Below are 18,435 nucleotides of genomic sequence, written 5' to 3'. Positions count from 1 at the left end.
CGAGTGTGGCCGTATCGGAAAGTCCCGTTAGTCAGAGTGCGGCGGTAGCCGCGGCACCGCCGGCCGGGACGCCTGCGTCGCTGCCGCCGAGCTCGCCGGCATTGCTTACCGATCGCTACGAGCTGACGATGCTCGCGGCCGCGCTCGCGGACGGAACGGCCGATCGACAGTGCACGTTCGAGGTATTCGCCCGGCGCCTGCCGGACGGCCGCCGCTACGGCGTCATGGCCGGGATTCCGCGCTTTCTGCAACGGCTCGAGCACTTCCGCTTCGAGGACGAGGAACTGGCGGCCGTGAGCGCGTTCCTCGATCCGCCGACTGTCTCGTGGCTGGCCGACTATCGATTCGGCGGCGAGATCGATGGCTACCGCGAGGGCGAACTGTACTTCCCCGGATCGCCGGTGCTGACGGTCCGCGGTTCCTTCGCCGAATGCGTGCTCCTGGAGACGCTGGCATTGTCGATCCTCAATCACGACAGCGCCATCGCGTCCGCCGCCGCTCGCATGGTGACCGCGGCCGGATCGCGACCGATCATCGAGATGGGTTCACGGCGCACGCACGAGGAGGCCGCGGTGGCCGCAGCCCGCGCCGCCTACCTCGCCGGACTCGCTGCAACGTCGAATCTGGAGGCCGGCAGGCGATACGGAGTACCGACGGCCGGGACGAGCGCGCACGCGTTCACCCTGCTGCACGCCGCCGGCGATCCCCAGGCCGCAGCCGCCGGCGAGCTGGCGGCGTTCCGCGCGCAAGTCGCCTCCCTCGGAGCCGAGACCACATTGCTGGTCGACACCTACGACATCACCACCGGCGTCGAGAACGCGGTCGCCGCCGCCGGAACCGAACTGGGCGGCGTCCGAATCGATTCCGGCGACCTCGGCGTGCTGGCGCGACAGGTCCGGGCGCAGCTCGATGACCTGGGCGCGACGTCGACGCGGATCGTCGTCTCCGGCGACCTGGACGAGTACGCGATCGCCGCGCTGCGGGCCGAGCCGGTCGACACCTACGGTGTCGGTACCGCTCTGGTCACCGGCAGCGGCGCCCCGACCGCCGGCATGGTCTACAAGCTGGTCGAGGTCGACGGCGTACCGGTCACCAAGCGCGCCAGCCACAAGGAATCGCGCGGCGGCACCAAGTACGCCTATCGCGCGGCGAAGCCGTCCGGGACCATCGTCGAGGAGATCATCTCGGCGATCGAACACCCTGAACCGCAGGCTATTCCGGAGACCGGCGGGCTCACCGTGACCGCGCTGCAGCATCCGCTCGTGCGCGGCGGCAACCTGGTCGCCGACCAGCCGGACCTCACCGCGGCCCGCGATCACCTGCGCGCCGCCCTGGTGTCGCTGCCCTGGGAAGGCCTCGGCCTCTCGCACGGCGATCCGGCCATCCCGACGCGATTCCTATCGGGCGGCGGCCGATGACCAACCCCGACAGCACCGTCACCGACGAGATCCCCTCGGTCGCCGAACTATTGGCGACCGCGGTGGGGTCGGTCGGCGGCGCGCATCGCGACGGCCAGCTCGCCATGGCGTCGGCCGTGGCCAACGCTATCGACACCGGCGAACATCTGGCGGTGCAGGCCGGCACCGGCACCGGAAAGTCATTGGCGTATCTGGTGCCCGCGGTGCGCCACGCGGTCGAGACCGGCAAGACGGTGCTCGTGTCGACGGCGACCATCGCCCTGCAGCGGCAGCTGATCGACCGCGATCTCCCCCGCCTCGCCGACGCGCTGGCGCCCTCGCTGGGCCGCCGCCCGGAAGTCGCGATCCTCAAGGGGCGTGGAAACTATCTCTGCCTGAACAAGATTCACTCCGGGGCGGCCGACGAACCCGATGGCGAGCTCTTTGACGCGTTCGCGATCTCGGCCATGGGCCGCGAGGTCAAGCGCCTCCGCGAGTGGACCTCCGACACCGAGACCGGCGACCGTGACGATCTGGATCCCGGCGTCAGCAACAACGGCTGGCGCCAGGTCAGCGTCAGCGCACGAGAATGTCTGGGCGCCAACACCTGTCCGTATGGCACCGACTGCTTCGCCGAGACCGCGCGCCGCAAGGCGACCCAGGCCGACCTCGTCGTCACCAACCACGCGCTGCTGGCCATCGATGCCCTCAGCCCGGCCGACATCCTCCCCGAACATGACGTCGTCATCGTCGACGAGGCGCACGAGCTGACCGACCGCATCACCTCGGTGGCGACCAACGAACTGTCCTCGGCATCCATCGCCGGCCTGGCACGCCGGTGCGGCAAGCTCATCGACGACGAATTGGCCGACGCGCTTGCCGGCGGCGGCGAGCTGCTCGGGACGCTGCTCGACCAGGTACCGATCGGCCGCTGGGCGGAGATCCCGGTCGGCGCGGCGGAAACCCTTGCATCGCTGCGTGATCGACTTGCGCAGGCCCGCACCGCGATCGGGCCGGTGCAGCGCGGCGCGGCCGCCGATCCGGAGGCCGCGGCGGCCCGATCCGCGGCCGTCACCGGGCTGGAGGAGACGCGGGACGCCGTCGTCCGGATCCTCGAGTCCTTCGCCGAACCCGACGAATCCCGGCGCGCCGACGTGGTGTGGGTCGGCGAGGAACTGGTCCGGTCCGACAGGCGTCGCGTGCTGCGGGTGGCCCCGCTGTCGGTCGGCGGCCTGCTGCGCGCCTCGTTGTTCGCCGATGCCACGGTGATTCTGACGTCGGCAACGCTGACGATCGGCGGCTCGTTCGACGCGCTCGCCGTCACCTGGGGCCTGCCGATCGCGGCCGGATCGACGATCGACTCCGACGCGGCGGCCGAGACCGGGTCGCGCTCTGTCACCGCCACCGGCAAGACCGCGGCGACCGGCGTCCGCTGGACCGGGCTCGACGTGGGCTCGCCGTTCAACCACGGATCGTCGGCGATTCTCTATGTGGCCAAACACCTTCCGCCGCCCGGACGCGACGGCCTCGGCGAGCGTTTCTTCACCGAACTGACCGAGCTGATCGGCGCGGCCGGCGGCCGCACCCTGAGCCTGTTCTCCTCGATGCGCGCCGCCAAGGAGGCGGCCGAGGAGCTTCGCGAACGCGTCGACGTGCCGATCCTGTGTCAGGGCGACGACGCCACCGGCGCACTGGTCCGCCGGTTCGCCGAAGACGAGCCCACCTGCCTCTTCGGCACGCTGTCACTGTGGCAGGGCGTCGACGTGCCCGGCCCGTCGTGCACCCTGGTGACGATCGACCGAATCCCCTTCCCCCGCCCCGACGATCCATTGCTCACCGCTCGCCAGCGGGCCGTCGAAGCACGCGGCGGCAACGGCTTCATGACGGTCGCCGCGAGCCATGCGGCACTGCTGCTCGCCCAGGGCACCGGTCGGCTGCTGCGGGCCACCGACGATCGCGGCGTCGTCGCGGTGCTCGACTCCCGGCTGGCCACCGCCCGCTACGGCGGGTTCCTGGTGGCGTCGCTGCCGCCGTTCTGGCGCACCACCGATCCCGCGCAGGCGCGCGGTGCCCTCACCCGATTGCGCGAGGCCCGCGTCTCGTGATCCGTCCCACCTCGCCGGCCCGACGGCATACCACGCATTCCACGCTGGCGCCGTCGATCAACGACCTGCGGCTGATCGCCGCCGGACGCCATCGCCGGCTGTGGGAGGTGCTCGGCGCCCAACCAACGGGGACAACCGATCCGGCTACGCCAGGTGCCGGGGTGCGCTTCTCGGTGTGGGCACCGCGCGCCCGTTCGGTCGCGGTGATCGGCGACTTCAACGACTGGGCGCCGGAGCCGATGCTCGCGCGCGAATCCGGGGTCTGGAGCGTGCTGATCCCTGAGGCCCGCGTCGGCTCGCTCTACAAGTTCCGGGTCACCGGGCCGGATGGCAGTGTGCAGGACAAGGCTGATCCGCTTGCGCGCCAGGCGGAACCGATGCCCGGCACCGCGTCGGTGGTCACGCTGACCGAACACCGATGGACCGACCGGACGTGGATCGACGCCCGCCGCGACATCGATCCCCGCACCCGACCGATGACCGTCTACGAGGTGCATCTCGGGTCATGGCGCAACCGCGCCTCGAGTTACCGCGAGCTCGCGGTCGAGCTGGGCGCGTACGTGTCCGAAATGGGCTTCACGCATGTCGAACTGCTCCCGATCACCGAGCACCCCTACGGCGGCTCCTGGGGCTACCAGGTGTCGTCGTATTACGCGCCGACCGCCAGATACGGTGCGCCGGACGACTTCCGGGCCTTAGTCGATCATCTGCACTCGTTGGGGATCGGCGTCCTCATGGACTGGGTGCCCGCCCACTTCCCCAAGGACGTCTGGGCACTCGGCCGATTCGACGGCACCGCGCTCTACGAGCATGCCGACCCCCAGCTCGGCGAACATCCCGACTGGGGCACCTACGTCTTCGACTTCGGCAGCCCACAGGTGCGCAACTTCCTGATCGCCAACGCGCTGTACTGGATCGAGGAATTCCACATCGACGGGCTGCGCGTGGACGCGGTGTCGTCGATGCTGTATCTCAACTACTCACGGCCGGACGGGCAGTGGACCCCCAACCGGTACGGCGGCAACGAGAACATCGAGGCCATGGAGTTCGTCCGCGAGCTCAACGATGCCGTGCACCAGGCCTTTCCCGGCGTCGCGATGATCGCCGAAGAGTCGACGGCCTGGCCGGGCGTCACCCGGCCGACCGCGCTCGGCGGCCTCGGCTTCACCCTCAAATGGAATCTCGGCTGGATGCACGACACGCTCGGGTATCTGCGAAATGACCCGGTGCACCGGGCCTTTCATCATGGCCGGCTGACCAATTCGCTCCGCGAGGTCGACACCGAGGCGCACCTACTGCCGATCAGTCATGACGAGGTCGTCCACGGCAAAGGCACGTTGTGGACGCGGATGCCGGGCACCGAGGCGCAGCGGGCGGCCAACGTCCGGGCGATGCTCGCCTATCAGTGGTGCCACCCGGGGAAACAGCTGCTGTTCATGGGCCAGGAGTTCGGCCAGATCCGCGAGTGGGCGGACGATCGCGAACTCGACTGGGAGCTGTTGCGCGGCAATATCGGCGGCGGCCTGCGCCTGCTGGTGGGCGACCTCAACAGCCTCGCCGTCACCCGACCGGAACTGCACGGCCTCACCGCCGGCAGCGTCGAATGGATCGACGATTCGGACGCCATCGGCAATATCGTCGCCTTTCTCCGGCGGCCCGACCCGCGCAGCTCCGCCGAAACCGGCTACCTGGCCTGTGTTTTCAACTTCTCCGGAGTCGACCGCCACGACTACCGGATCGGGCTGCCGCAGGACGGTCGCTGGATCGAACTCCTCAACACCGCCGCCCGCGAATACGGCGGCAGCGGCGTCGGCAACCTGGGATCGGTGCAGGCCAACGGTGTCGGCTGGCACGGTCGGCCGGCATCGGCCGCCATCACCATCCCCGCCTGCTCCGCAGTCGTGCTGACACCCGCACCGTCGACGAATCCCGCTGATGCCTAGCCGGATAGCTGCTCGGCACGGATGGCTCGTCGCAGTGGCCACCCTGGTGAGCATCGTGCTGGTCGCCGCCGGATGCGGCGACTCGAACACCGATTCCGCCTCACCGAGTTCGCCGAGTCTGTTCTCGGTCGGCGACCTGCCGTATTCGACCGGCCCCAACGGAATCCGGCCGAACGCGCCGACACCGACGGAGACCGTCAGCGGCACCGACGGCGGGCGGGTCGACCGGCTGGTTGCCACGGCGATCGATGACATCCAGAAGTTCTGGGCACAGACCTACCCCGCCGTCTTCGGCCACCCGTTCGCACCGGAGACCCGGCTGTCCTCGTGGGATTCGAATTCGCCTGCCGCAGCGCAGTTCTGCGGCCAGGACGGTCACGACTATCACAACGCGGCCTACTGTCAGGAGGACGACTCCATCGGCTGGGATCGCGCGGTCCTGATCCCCACCTATGAGCGCGGGTTCGGTGACATCGGCGTGCTGGCGGTGATGGCCCACGAATACGGCCATCGCATCAGTAACCTCGCTGCCATCAACGACCCCGCCCCGATCGTCAACGAGCAACGCTCCGACTGCTTTTCGGGCGCCTATCTGCATTGGGTGGCCGCCGGGCAGTCGCCTGGGTTCACGGTCAGCTCCACCTCCGGCCTCACCGACGCGGCGGCGACCATCGCGGCTTCCCGCGACATCCGGCGCACCGAGAACGAACACGGCACGTCCTTCGACCGGGTCACCGCCTTCTCGCTCGGCGTACACGGCGGCGCCGCTGCCTGTCGTGACCTGCAGCTCGACGCGGTCCGTGCACGGCAGGCCAAGCAGCCCGCACCCTACGACACCGCCGGAACCCTGGCGCCGCAACCGTTCTCGGCGACCACGCTGGCCGCCGTCGTCGGGTCACTGACCGACTACTTCCGCCCCGGCCCGACGGCACCGCAGGTCCGCGCGGCGACGACCGACTGCACCGGATCGTCCGCGCGCCAGCCGGTGACCTACTGCCCGTCGACGAACACCGTGCTCTACGACGCCGACCGGCTGACGGCGATCGGGCGCGTCGGCTACTCCGGCCCCGCTCAGATCCCCACGCTGATGACCGATGGATTCAGCGCCTACTCACTCATCGCATCTCGGTATGCGCTGGCCGTACTGCACGGCCGCGGCGAGCCGACCGACCGGCCCGGCAGCGCGGCGCTGGCCGCCTGCATGACCGGACAGTGGGCGGCGGCGACCCGCGACCTCGGCGATTTCACCATGGGATCCGGCGACGTCGACGCGGCGGTATCCGGCCTCCTGGACAACGGATTGGCCGCCAGCGATGCGCAGTCACGGGCCCTCCCGAGCGGGCTGACCCGCGTCGACGCCTTCGGCAGCGGCTACCTGGGCGGGCCCGCCGGCTGCGATCAGTACCGCGCCTGAGCGCTCGGTACCGGCTTTAGGAAGTCAGTACAGAAAGATCAGTACAGGGCGCGAGCGAGCTTGCGGCGCGCCGCCACCACGTCCGGGTCGGCCGGATCGAAGAGCTGCAGCAGTTCGAGCAGCCGGGTGCGCACCCGATCGCGCTCGTCGCCGGCGGTCTGCTTGACCGTCTCGATCAGCAGGTCGAACGCGTCGGTCTGCTGCTGCGCCAGGACCATGCCGTCGGCACGCACCAGCCGTGCATCGACGCCGTCGCCCTCGCTGTCACCGGGTGCATAGCCCTGGGCGCGGACGAGGAATTCCAGATTCCGGACGGCCAGCGCGGCCTCGGTATTGCCCGGCTCGGCCGCGTTGATCTCGCGGTACTGCGCGAGCGCGCCGTCGATGTCGCCATCGGCGAGCAGCGCCTCCGCGGCTTCCACACGCGGGTCGACAGGGGCCGGACCCTCGCTGCCGCCGGGCGCCCCGGTCAGCGATCCGCCGACCTTCGCCAGGATCTCCTCGACCCAGCCGTTGATCTGGGCGGCCGACTGCACACCCTGGAAGGCCGCGACCGGCTGGCCGTCGGCGATCGCGATCACTGTCGGCACCGACTGCACGCCGAACGCCTGCGCGATCCGCGGGTTCTCGTCGATATCGACCTTCGCGAGCACCCAGGCGCCGTTCGCGCCCTCGGCGAGCGCCTCGAGCGTCGGCGACAGCTGCTTGCAGGGTTCGCACCAGGTGGCCCACAGGTCGACCAGCACCAGCACCTGGGTGGATCGCACCAGGACGTCCGCCTCGAAACTGGCCTCGGTGACGTCGAAGACGGCCGGTATCGCGCCGCCGGCGCCGGAACCGTCGCCGGCCGGCGATGCCGGCGCCTGCGCGGCGCGCTGTTTGGCCTCGGCTCGCTCCTTGAGGACCGAAAGGTCAACTGCCCCGGACATGGCCGCGGCCTGGGCCATCGCCTGCTGACGTGCTGCACCGGAAGTAGGTCGTGTCACGATTCCAGTCTCTCACCCTTGCGCAGGCGCCCACGTGGGGGCCGTGCGCGCTGCGGTTATGCCGCCGCGGCCGGAACCGGTTCGACGGCGGTGTCCGACAGCTCGGCCAGGTGCCCGCGCCGCTGAGCCCACTGCTCGAAGACGATGCTGCCGAACGGCGGGATCGACGAGAAGAGCGCCCAGGCCGTGACCTTGAAGTTCCACTTCAGGGCCCGCGCGGTCAGCAACGAGACGATGACGAACACGACGAACACGACACCGTGGACCATGCCCGGCACGAACGTCGCCGACGCGTTGTCGGCGCCGTACTTGACTGCCATCGAGATCAGCAATGCGAGCCAGGTGATCGCTTCCAGGACCGCGATGAAGCGGAAGCGCTTGGCGGGGGTACTCAGGTCAAACAGCTGCATGGCCACCATTGTGCCTGATCGATCCGAGTTCTACTACCTCGCGTCGTAGAACCCCGATCGACTCCGGACGCTACTTCTTGGGCACCCGCACGATCAGGGCGTCGCCCTGACCGCCGGCGCCGCACAACGAGGCCGCCCCCACGCCGCCTCCGCGCCGTGCCAACTCCAGCACGAGGTGCAGCGTGATGCGTGCGCCGGAGGTGCCGATCGGGTGGCCGACCGCGATGGCGCCGCCGTTGACGTTCACCTTCTCGGGATCGATCCCCAGCTCCTGCACCGACGCGAGACCGACGGCGGCGAACGCCTCGTTGATCTCCACCAGGTCCAGATCGGCCGGCGAAATACCCTCGCGGGCACAGGCTTTGGCGATCGCGTTCGCCGGCTGCAGCTGCAGTGTCGAGTCCGGTCCGGCAACGTTGCCGTGGGCGCCGATCTCGGCGATCCACTCCAGGCCGAGCTCGGTGGCCTTCGCCTTGCTCATCACGACCACCGCGGCGGCACCGTCGGAGATCTGCGACGAGTTGGCCGCGGTGATACTGCCGTCCGTGCGGAACGCCGGACGCAGTCCGGCGAGCGACTCGACGGTGGTGTTCGCGCGGATGCCCTCGTCTTCGTTGAATTCGATCGGATCGCCCTTGCGCTGCGGGATGCTCACCGGCACGACCTCGTCGGCGAACAGACCGTCCTTCCAGGCGGCCGCCGCACGCTGGTGCGACCGCGCCGCGAACTCGTCCTGCTGCTCGCGGGTGAAGGTGATCTCGTCGTTCTTCTGCTCGGTCAGGGCGCCCATCGGCTGATCGGTGAACACGTCGTGCAGGCCGTCGTACGCCATATGGTCGACGAGCTTGGTATCGCCGTACTTGAAGCCGTCGCGGCTGCCCGGGAGCAGATGCGGCGCCTGGGTCATCGACTCCTGGCCGCCGGCGACGATCACGTCGAACTCGCCGGCGCGGATGAGCTGATCGGCCAGCGCGATGGCGTCGATGCCCGACAGACACATCTTGTTGATGCTCAAAGCCGGTACGTCCCAGCCGATTCCGGCCTTTACCGCGGTCTGCCGCGCCGGCATCTGGCCGGCTCCGGCGGTCAGGACCTGACCCATGATGACGTACTGCACCGCGTCAGCGGGCACGTTGCCCTTCTCCAGAGCGCCCTTGACCGCGATCGCGCCGAGATCGACGGCGCTGAAGCCCTTCAGGCTGCCCTGCAGGCGGCCGATCGGCGTGCGGGCACCGGAAATAATGACGGACGGTTCTGCAGACATTGATCCTCCTCGATCTGCCGTCTCGGGCTTGGCACGCATAGGCGCCTGGAGTGACGGGTTACCCACAATTGTGCGCCGCCCCGCCCGTGACCACCGCACCGGCCCAGCGATACCGTGGTCATATGAGTGCTTCTGCTGATTCCCTGCTCGCCGGATCGATCGCCGACCTGGTCACCGCCATCGATCATGTCGGGATCGCCGTCCCCGATCTGGAAGCGGCCAAGGCCTGGTACGCCCAACACCTCGGCCTGGTCGAGCTGCACCAGGAAGTCAACGCCGAGCAGGGCGTCGTCGAGGCGATGATCGGCCCGGCGGGCGGCCCGGCCGGACAGGCGCTGATCCAGCTGTTGTCCCCGCTGGACGAGACGTCCACGATCGCCAAGTTCATCGACCGCAACGGCCCCGGCATGCAGCAGATGGCAGTCCGGGTGACCGACGTCGACGAGGTCGTCCGCCGGCTCACCGAGGGCGGCGTCCGCGTGCTGTACCCGCAGGCCAAGCGCGGCACCGCCGATTCGCGGATCAACTTCATCCACCCGAAGGACGCCGGCGGTGTTCTCATCGAGCTCGTGGAGCCGGCCACCGGCCACTGACCGGCGACGGGACTCCAGCCGGTCACAGACCGGTCACAAATCCGGCTTCCGCGGCGACACGCCGACCGCGGGTACGGTGGCCCTCAGGCGTACCGCGCTGTGCCGCGTAAGATTTGGCCCATGGCAAACCAATTCGAGCCCGGGGGCGGCCTGCCGTTCGCCATCGCAATGCGCGGCTACGACCGTGATCAGGTCAACGAGTTCTACCGCAGCCGTGACGCCGAGATGCGCGTCATCGCCGCCGACCGCGACGCCGCGACCGCGAACGCGGCCGAGCTCGCCCAGCGCCTTGAAGACGCCCGAGACGAGATCGACGATCTGCGCCGGGAGGTCGATCACCTGTCGGTGCCGCCGACCACCGCGGAGGGCATGAGCGACCGCATGTCGCGCATGCTGCGACTCGCCTCCGACGAGGCCGCGGAGATCCGCACCAACGCCCAGGCGGATGCCGACGAGATGCTGTCCGTCGCCCGCCAGGAGTCCGAACGGCTGCGCAACGAGGCGACTGCACTTGCCGAACAGGCACGCACGGAGCAGGAAGAGGCCCGCCGCGAGCTGAGCAGCCGCCGCGCCGCCATGGAGGCCGAGCACGAGTCGACCATGCAGGCCGCTCGCGACGAGGCGCGCCGGATCGTCGAGGCTGCCACGGCCGAGGTCGAGCATCTGGACCAGCAGGCGCAGATCAATCGCGACCGCATCCAGGAGGACTTCGACACCACGATGGCCGCTCGTCGCGACAAGGCGATCGCGCTGGTCAACGAGATGGAGACCAACAGCACCAAGGAGGCCAAGGAGCGGGTCGACAATGCGACCGCCGAGGCCGAGCGGATCCGTCAGCACTCGCATTCCATTGCGACCGAACGCATCACCCGCTCGCACGAGCTCTCCGAGCAGATCCGCCAGCTGCGCGCCCGCATGCTCGGTCAGCTCGATGAGATCCGTCAGCAGCTCGGCGAGGTGCCGACCAAGCTCGCCGCCCTGGACAACGAGCGCGATCTGCTGGACACCGAGACCCACGATCTGATCAACGGCGGGCTCTCCGAGACGGCCCAGCTCGATGGTCCCGCCGACCGACGTCGGGCCGAGGCCCCGCAGCGGCAGTCGCGCCCGGCGACGTCCGGCCGGTCGATGCCGCCGACCGCCGACTCCGCCGACATTCCGCAGGAGACCGAGCAGCTGTACGGCTACCGGTCACGTCCTGCCGACGGCAACGACGCACCCGCCTACCGCTGACCTTCCGGCTCAGCGGGTCGGTCGACGGGTACGACGGCCGCGCCACCAGCCACTGTGCCAATGGCGTCGGTCGTCGGCGCCGTCCGTGTCGGCCGGCCACGCCACGATGTGCGCCACCCCGACCGCGATCTCGTGATCGCAGCCCGGACAGCGATAGGGCTTGACCGCCCGCGCTCCCGGGACGGCGCGCACCTGATAGTCCGAGCCGTCCGGCCCTGATTCGATCCGATCGTGCCCGGCGCCGCCCGGCACCGACTGCGTCGGCGCGGGACGATTGTTGCGCCGCGGCATCAGAACAGCCGGAACTCGTTGCTCTCGGTACCCCGCAGCGCGTCGTAATCCAGGACGACACAACGGATTCCGCGATCCTCGGCAAGGGTGCGGGCCTGCGGCTTGATCTGCTGGGCGGCGAAGACACCCTGCACCGGCGCCAGCAGCGGATCCCGATTGAGCAGTTCGAGATACCGCGTCAGCTGCTCGACGCCGTCGATCTCGCCGCGCCTCTTGATCTCGACGGCGACCGAAACACCATCCGAATCCCGGCACATCAGGTCGACCGGACCGATCGCCGTCATGTACTCGCGACGCACCAGCGACCAGCCGGTGCCGAGCGTCTCGACATGTTCGGCCAGCAACTCCTGCAGATGCGCCTCCACACCGTCCTTCACCAGGCCCGGGTCGACGCCCAGCTCATGGCTGGAGTCGTGCTCGATCTCCTCGATCGTGATGCGCAGCTGCTCGTCGGCCTTGTTGGTGACGATCCAGAGCGTCCGGCCATCGTCGGTGGTGTCCTCGGTGAGCCAGCACGGCGGGCTCATCCAGTTCAGCGGCTTGTAGGCGCGGTCGTCCGCATGCACGCTCACCGATCCGTCCGACTTGATCAGGAGCAGTCGCTTCGCCATCGGCAGATGAGCGGTGAGCCGGCCAACGTAGTCGACCTGACAGGTCGCGATCACTAGACGCACCCGTCCACTCTAGAGGTCGGACCGCGTATCTCAACGCAGCCGCGGCCCCGCGAGGAGGAAATCCTCTGCAGCAGAGACGGCTTCGGACAGCGATGGGTACACATGCGTGCGCGCCGATTCGACGGCCGCCATGAGCTTGCCCTGGCGCACGGCGTCCAGCGTCCACGCACCGGCCTCGCGCGAGAGCACCCGATCCGGGTCGACCACCAGGCCGAGCCGACCGCTGTTCTCCAGCTGGGCATGCATGCCGAACAGCATGCCGCGCGACAGCGCGTCCGCGGTCTCGACGCGTCCCAGATTCAAGATCGCCGCGTCGAACCGCTGGCTGTCACTGTCCAGCCGCTGCAGCACCGACTCCATACTCGTGAAGGTGAGCGGCCCCTGCAGGTCGTAGACACGCACGCGGTCACGCCGCGCCCGCAGGATGGCCTCGTCCCGACCATCCCGTGGCGTCTCCGAGGGCACCTCGCGGATGTCGTAGGACGACCGCACGGTCGCCCGCCCCTCACCGACCACGTTGAACATGTGCAGTCCCAGGTCCGACGACAGCCGCCGGCATGCGGTCACCCCGCGCACGCTGTTGCCGTGCTCGTCGAGCCGGGGCGAGAACACCCCGATGCCGAGCTGGCCGGGCAGCACCGCCAGCACGGCGCCGCTGACACCGCTCTTGGCCGGCAGCCCGACCGCCGACACCCAGTCGCCGGCGCCGTCGTACATGCCGCAGGTCGTCATCACGCTCAGCACCCGACGCACGATGTGGGGCGCGCACACCTCCCGGCCGGTTCGCGGGTTGTTCCCACCCGCGGCGAGCGTCGCCGCGATCACGGCAAGGTCTTCGGCCGTCACCCGCACCGAACATTGGCGGAAGTACAGGTCGACGGCCAATTCCGGGTCCACATCCAGAATTCCGAGGCTCTCGAGCATGTAGGTGATGGCCCGGTTGCGGGCGCCCGTCGCCTTCTCGGACTGATAGACCGCCTCGTCGACGACGAGGCTGCGGCCGGCGAACGCCGAGTAGCAGTCCAGCAGCCGGGCGAAACCCGCGGCCGGATCGTTCGGGTCGCACACCAGCGACGCCGCGACGATCGCGCCCGCGTTGATCATCGGATTCTTCGGCCGATGGGTCGCCGGGTCGACGCTGATCTCGTTGAACGCCTCCCCCGACGGCTCGACGCCGAGCTTCGCGTCCACCGCGTCGAAACCGCGGAGCGACAACGCAAGCGCGTAGGTGAGCGGCTTCGACACCGACTGGATCGTGAACGGAACGTGCGCGTCGCCGACGGTATAGAGCGAGCCGCGATGCATCGCGAGCGCGAGCCCGAACTGGTCCGGGTTCACCGCGCCGAGCTCCGGAATGTAGTCGGCCACCTGCCCCTCGTCGGCGTCGACACAGGTCAATGCGATTTGATCCAGGTAGCGCTGCACCATCGAGGGCATGTCTCGAAGTCTACAAACCGTGTGGTCGGGATCAGTCGTGTCCGAGGTCGTCCGGGTTCACCAGGCCGCTCCGATAGGCGATCACGACGAGCTGCGCCCGATCGCGCGCATGCAGCTTGGTCATGGCCCGAGACACGTGGGTGCGGACGGTGCCCTCACTGACGACCCATCGTCGCGCGATCTCCTCGTTGGATTCGCCCTGCGCCACCAGGACCACCGCCTCGCGCTCGCGGTCGGTGAGCGCGGCGACCGTCGGCGGCGCGGCCGTCGGCCGCTGCGACCCCGGCCCGGTGCGTCCGGCGGCGAACGCGGCGACCAGCCGCTGCACATTGCGCGGCGACAGCAGCGCGTCACCCGCCGCCACAGTCCGCACCGCGCCGACCAGCTCATCGGCCGAGGCGTGCTTGAGGAGGAAGCCGCCGGCCCCCGCGCTGAGCGCCTCGAAGACATACTCGTCGAGTTCGAAGGTCGTCAGGATCAGCACCTTCGTCTCCGACAACCGCGGATCGGCGCTGATCTGCCGCGTGGCTTCGATCCCGTTGCTGCCGGGCATCCGAATGTCCATCACGACCACGTCGGGCACGAGCCGGCGTGCCTCGGCGACCGCGGCGTCGCCGTCAGCGGCCTCGCCGACGACATCGAAGTCCGGCTCCAGCTCGAGCACGGTGCGAAAGCCGGTCCGGACGAGGGTCTGGTCGTCGACCACGAGAATCCTGATCATCAGCCGTCCTGTCGTTCCGCGCGAATGCTCGACGGCCATCGCGCCACAACCGTGAACCCGGGGCGTCCCGATTCGGTCCCGCCGAAAATATGCCACCGGTGGATTCGACGCGTTCGCGCATGCCGACGATGCCCATGCGCGTCGATCCACCATCACCCGCGTCCGCGGGCCTGCCGCCGCCCTCGTCGGTAATGGTCACCGTGAGATCGTCTCCACGATCGATGCGGACCGACGCGGTCGCCGACGGTCCGACGTGGCGGACGATGTTGCTCAGTGACTCCTGCACCACGCGATACACCGCGATGCCGACGGGCCCGGACACCGGCGTCCGGCTGGCAGAATCCGGCGGCGACTCCTGGTAGGTCAGCGTCAGGCCGTTGGCGCGGGCCCGGGCGATGAGGTCGCCGATCCCCGCCATCCCGGCGCTGATCCGCGCGGCATCGATATCGGTGTCGCGCAGCGAGTTCAACAACCAGCCGAGTTCGTCGAGCGCTTCCGCCGATGCCGTCCGGATCGCCGTGATCGCCGCGCGAGCCGCGGCCGGGTCGCGTTCGGTGAGTCGATCGGCGACGTTGGACTGCACGCTGATCGTCGCCAGCGCGTGCGCCACGGAGTCATGCAGGTCGCGCGCGATCCGGAGCCGCTCGGACGTGAGCGCCTGTTGTTGCTCGAGATCCTGCTCCCGGCGGCGGGATACGACGCGGTCCCGGCGATTCCGGACGGTGAGACCGATCAACGCGAGGGCGATCGCCCACGCCGAACCGGCGGTGCCGATCCCACCCATGGCGCCGGCCCCGACGAGCTGCCCGACCATCACCGCCGCGATCATCAGCACCACGCCACACGTCAGCACCGCGCGCCTCGCGTAATAGCCGAGCGCCAGCATGCAGACCGGGCCCGCCAGCAACGACGGACCGCCGGGATTGTCCAGCGCAAGGTAGCCGAAGATCGCGGCCGGCACGACCACCGCGGGCACAATCGGCCGGTGACGCATCCAGCCGAGGGAGGCCGCGGCGATGATCCCGAACACCGCCCCGGCGGCGGTCGCTCGCTCGATATGCGGGGTGGCGAGCAGGATCAAGACGACGATTACCGCGGCCGGGGCGACGTCCAATGCCAGACGTTCCTGGATTCTCACGGCCACCGTCCCTGCAGTCCTCCGCCCCGTATTCGTCCCTCGGGCAGTCCTCATGATGTCACCGATCACGACGACGGACGCGCCCTCCGGGCCGCGCCACCGACAGCCACACCGAGACCAGTAGCGCCACCCCGGACACGATCGGCGGCATCAGAAACCCGGAGATGTCGATCGACGCGCGCACCTGATCGCCGGAGCCTGTGGCCGGCGGAATGTCAACGGTGAGGGCATTCGGCAGCAGCAGGACCAGCACCAATACCGACAAGATGATCGAGATGACGAGCTTCACCGCGACCCACCAGTAGCGCACCAGGCCCCACTTCGTGCCGATTCCCAGCACGATGCCGCTGATCGTCATCACGAGAGCAAGCGCCGGAACGATCGGCGGGATGATGACGACCATGGCCTGCAGGCAGGCCGAGGCGACGGCACCCGACGAGGTGGTGAGAACCGTGGCCATCAGGGTGATGAGCGCGAGGTCGGCGCCGATCCAGCCGACGCTGGACACGATGTGCACGCCCAGGGCCACACGACGCGCGGTCCGGGACAGCCGCCTGGTCGGCGCCGCAGTCCGGCCGGGTCGGGTGCCGGTAAGCGCGGTCATGACGTCACGTCCCGTCGGGACACGGCTACCAGCGTGATGGTCGCGCAGACGGCGAGGAAGACCGCCGACGTCCAGAGCACCGTCCCCGTGGAGAGGGCGGCCGGCGCGTCGGGGTTCATCAGGCTGCGCATCACCAGGCCGGGGAACCATCGTTCGGCCCATCCATGACCGGCGCCGACCACATTCTCGATCGGGCCGAACCACAGTAGGAGCGCACCCAGCGCGATCGGCGTCGACCGCACGACCACCGCGGCCGTCGTGCCGATTGCGGCATACACGGCGGTGAACAGCGCAAACCGGCCGGCATCCTGGGCGATCTGGCCAAGGCCGTCCGCGCCGAACCACCCGTTCGTGCTGACGTCGACGGACGGCGCCACGGCGACGGCAGTCACGGCGCCGGCGACCAGAACCACCAGCCCGGCGACGGCGGCCACCGATAGACGCGCCGCTAGACGTCCGACGACCAGTGCGACGCGTCGGGGCTGCCGGGTCAGTGCGCTGCGGAACAGCCCGCGGTCGATCTCGGTGGTGGCCAGCGCCGCGAAGGACGCCGCGACGAGCAGTCCGACGAACGACATCGCCGACATCACCGCGCTGGTCGCCCCGGAGATCGCAGCGAGCGGCGTTCGCTCCGGGCCGGCGGTGTCCGCGGTGTCGAGCACCAGCCAGGTCGCGCCGACGGCCAGCACCGCCGCCGTCGTCAGCAGCAATGTCCATAGTCGTCCGCGGTTGAGCAGGATCCATTCGGATCGGAAGGATGCAAGGGTTGAGGTGAACACGACAGTTCCTTTCCCGTAGACGGGTCGCTTAGGCGGGGTCGCCGACGAGGTCGAGGTAGCGGCGGTGGAGATCGGGGCGTTCCAGGTGCAGTTCGCGGAGCACGATGCCCGATCGATAGGCAGCGCGGCTGATCTCGGCGGCGAACCCTTCCGCGTCGCCGTCGTCGTCGACCGCGATGTCGAGCGCGTCGGCCCGGTTCGTCACCGGCCTCCCGAATTCTGCTGCGGCGGTGGCCAACCGGTCGATATCGGCGGGATCTGCCGGAGCGATCTGCAGGATCGCGTCCCCGACAGTGAGGTCGGCGAGCGGGCCCTGATACAACAGGCCGCCGCGGCGCAGCACGACCAACCAGTCACAGACCTGCTCCAACTCGCTCAGCAGATGCGACGAGACCAGGACCGTGCATCCGCGGGCGGCGACGGCGCCGATGATCTCGCGGACCTCCTGCATTCCGACCGGGTCGAGGCCGTTCGTCGGTTCATCCAGGAGCACGACCGACGGGTCACCGAGGAGCGCGGCGGCGATTCCGAGACGCTGCTTCATGCCCAGTGAATAGCTGCCGACCCGGTCGCCGCCGCGGTCGTTCAGTCCCACCAGGGAAAGCAGGTCTTCGATATCGGAATCGGTGATAGCGGCGCCCGGGGTCAACGCTGCGAGCGAACGCAGATTCGTCCGCGCCGACACGGCCGGGTGGAATGCCGGCGTCTCGATGAGGGCGCCGACCTCCGACACGTAGGACGCAGGGTCGTCGATCGATGCTCCGCGAACCGTCGCCTCGCCGGAGGTCGGACGCACCAGGCCGAGGAGTATCGCGAGCAGGGTCGTCTTCCCCGCGCCGTTCGGCCCGACGAGTCCGGTGACGGACCCCGCCGGCACCGTGAACGACGCACTGTCGACCGCGACGCGGCGGCCGAAACGTTTCGTCAGTGCCGACACGGTGATGGCCGGTGCCGGATCGGATCGTGTTGGATCGGTCGTTGATTCGAGGCTGCTGGTAGTCATGCTGCAAGCCTCGCCCGATCGGCGGTTCGAATCGTCTGGCGAATGTGGATGTTCGCCTATGCGTATGCATAGGCGGGGCGGCCCTCGATTACGCCGCCTGAAAGAGCCCCGGAAAAGAGTGAAGGCCCCACCGTGTGGTGGGGCCTTCACTGGATGTTGTGTTCGGCGGTGTCCTACTCTCCCGCACTGGTTAGGGTGCAGTACCATCGGCGCTCGCTGGCTTAGCTTCCGGGTTCGGGATGGGACCGGGCGTTTCCCTGCTGCTATGGCCGCCGTAACTCTATGAAACAGAAACCCCCAACTGGTTGGGGGTTGCCCGTTTGTTTTACGGGTGTGTTGTTTCAGATATTGCATAGTGGATGCGCACCCCCCATAGGGGGTGAAAAGTTTTTTTGGGTTGTTGTGTGTTGGTAAGTCCTCGACCGATTAGTACCAGTCACCTG

General features: G+C 69.1%; 17 protein-coding genes and 1 rRNA gene. 6 read left to right on the top strand and 12 right to left on the bottom strand.

Annotation, left to right across the window (positions count from 1 at the left end; genetic code table 11):
• Window positions 1-80: 80 nt before the first annotated feature.
• The 4 genes from G341_RS0112650 to G341_RS21995 are packed head-to-tail and all read left to right on the top strand — an operon-like array spanning window position 81 to window position 6,859.
• Window positions 81-1,418, top strand: coding sequence for a nicotinate phosphoribosyltransferase (locus G341_RS0112650; protein WP_043451514.1), 1,338 nt, complete (start codon window positions 81-83; stop codon window positions 1,416-1,418).
• The gene (locus G341_RS0112645; RefSeq protein WP_018179516.1) at window positions 1,415-3,502 is read left to right on the top strand and encodes an ATP-dependent DNA helicase; all 2,088 of its coding nucleotides are present in this window, start codon (window positions 1,415-1,417) and stop codon (window positions 3,500-3,502) included. Before G341_RS0112650 ends, G341_RS0112645 begins: the two co-directional genes overlap by 4 nt.
• Window positions 3,499-5,445 (top strand): 1,4-alpha-glucan branching protein GlgB, encoded by a 1,947-nt coding sequence (gene glgB / locus G341_RS0112640; protein ID WP_018179515.1) that lies wholly within the window; start codon window positions 3,499-3,501, stop codon window positions 5,443-5,445. Before G341_RS0112645 ends, glgB begins: the two co-directional genes overlap by 4 nt.
• A gap of 34 nt (window positions 5,446-5,479) precedes the next feature.
• Window positions 5,480-6,859 (top strand): neutral zinc metallopeptidase, encoded by a 1,380-nt coding sequence (locus G341_RS21995; RefSeq protein WP_018179514.1) that lies wholly within the window; start codon window positions 5,480-5,482, stop codon window positions 6,857-6,859.
• A gap of 38 nt (window positions 6,860-6,897) precedes the next feature.
• Here G341_RS21995 and G341_RS0112625 read toward each other — a convergent pair whose 3' ends face one another.
• The 3 genes from G341_RS0112625 to G341_RS0112615 form a co-directional block, all read right to left on the bottom strand.
• The gene (locus tag G341_RS0112625) at window positions 6,898-7,788 is read right to left on the bottom strand and encodes a tetratricopeptide repeat protein (protein WP_026303610.1); all 891 of its coding nucleotides are present in this window, start codon (window positions 7,786-7,788) and stop codon (window positions 6,898-6,900) included.
• Window positions 7,789-7,901: 113 nt separating this feature from the next.
• Window positions 7,902-8,264 carry a DUF3817 domain-containing protein gene (locus tag G341_RS0112620; protein ID WP_018179512.1) on the bottom strand — a complete coding sequence of 121 codons (363 nt, stop codon included), beginning with the start codon at window positions 8,262-8,264 and terminating at the stop codon, window positions 7,902-7,904.
• 61 nt (window positions 8,265-8,325) lie between these two features.
• Window positions 8,326-9,519 (bottom strand): acetyl-CoA C-acetyltransferase, encoded by a 1,194-nt coding sequence (locus G341_RS0112615; RefSeq protein WP_018179511.1) that lies wholly within the window; start codon window positions 9,517-9,519, stop codon window positions 8,326-8,328.
• Between the two features lie 122 nt (window positions 9,520-9,641).
• On the opposite strand from G341_RS0112615, the gene mce reads away from it, so the two are divergent.
• The gene (gene mce / locus G341_RS0112610) at window positions 9,642-10,112 is read left to right on the top strand and encodes a methylmalonyl-CoA epimerase (RefSeq protein ID WP_018179510.1); all 471 of its coding nucleotides are present in this window, start codon (window positions 9,642-9,644) and stop codon (window positions 10,110-10,112) included.
• A 120-nt stretch (window positions 10,113-10,232) separates the two neighbouring features.
• Window positions 10,233-11,345, top strand: a complete 1,113-nt coding sequence (locus G341_RS21990; protein WP_018179509.1) for a hypothetical protein — start codon at window positions 10,233-10,235, stop codon at window positions 11,343-11,345.
• Window positions 11,346-11,354: 9 nt separating this feature from the next.
• On the opposite strand, the gene G341_RS0112600 is transcribed toward G341_RS21990, so the two are convergent.
• The 9 genes from G341_RS0112600 to rrf form a co-directional block, all read right to left on the bottom strand.
• Window positions 11,355-11,636 (bottom strand): hypothetical protein, encoded by a 282-nt coding sequence (locus G341_RS0112600; protein ID WP_018179508.1) that lies wholly within the window; start codon window positions 11,634-11,636, stop codon window positions 11,355-11,357.
• Window positions 11,636-12,310: an endonuclease NucS gene (nucS, locus tag G341_RS0112595; protein WP_026303609.1), complete on the bottom strand. Its 675-nt coding sequence runs from the start codon at window positions 12,308-12,310 to the stop codon at window positions 11,636-11,638. The genes G341_RS0112600 and nucS overlap by 1 nt, the downstream gene beginning before the upstream one ends.
• A 30-nt stretch (window positions 12,311-12,340) precedes the next feature.
• On the bottom strand, window positions 12,341-13,747 hold the full coding sequence (gene glsA, locus G341_RS0112590) for a glutaminase A (RefSeq protein ID WP_018179506.1): 1,407 nt from the start codon (window positions 13,745-13,747) through the stop codon (window positions 12,341-12,343).
• A gap of 31 nt (window positions 13,748-13,778) precedes the next feature.
• Window positions 13,779-14,468, bottom strand: coding sequence for a response regulator transcription factor (locus G341_RS0112585; RefSeq protein ID WP_026303608.1), 690 nt, complete (start codon window positions 14,466-14,468; stop codon window positions 13,779-13,781).
• Window positions 14,365-15,612: a sensor histidine kinase gene (locus tag G341_RS23080; protein ID WP_222836600.1), complete on the bottom strand. Its 1,248-nt coding sequence runs from the start codon at window positions 15,610-15,612 to the stop codon at window positions 14,365-14,367. Before G341_RS23080 ends, G341_RS0112585 begins: the two co-directional genes overlap by 104 nt.
• Before the next feature lie 52 nt (window positions 15,613-15,664).
• Complete coding sequence (locus G341_RS0112575; RefSeq protein WP_081622523.1) at window positions 15,665-16,210, bottom strand: hypothetical protein; 546 nt, start codon at window positions 16,208-16,210, stop codon at window positions 15,665-15,667.
• Window positions 16,207-16,989: an ABC transporter permease gene (locus G341_RS0112570; RefSeq protein WP_018179503.1), complete on the bottom strand. Its 783-nt coding sequence runs from the start codon at window positions 16,987-16,989 to the stop codon at window positions 16,207-16,209. Before G341_RS0112570 ends, G341_RS0112575 begins: the two co-directional genes overlap by 4 nt.
• A gap of 28 nt (window positions 16,990-17,017) precedes the next feature.
• On the bottom strand, window positions 17,018-17,992 hold the full coding sequence (locus G341_RS0112565; protein ID WP_018179502.1) for an ABC transporter ATP-binding protein: 975 nt from the start codon (window positions 17,990-17,992) through the stop codon (window positions 17,018-17,020).
• A gap of 160 nt (window positions 17,993-18,152) precedes the next feature.
• Window positions 18,153-18,269: ribosomal RNA gene (gene rrf / locus G341_RS0112560) — 5S ribosomal RNA — on the bottom strand.
• Window positions 18,270-18,435: the final 166 nt, after the last annotated feature.

The sequence above is a fragment of the Jongsikchunia kroppenstedtii DSM 45133 genome, from assembly GCF_000380485.1.
Lineage (GTDB): Bacteria > Actinomycetota > Actinomycetes > Mycobacteriales > Mycobacteriaceae > Jongsikchunia > Jongsikchunia kroppenstedtii.
This window is presented reverse-complemented; position numbering and strand designations above follow the sequence as displayed.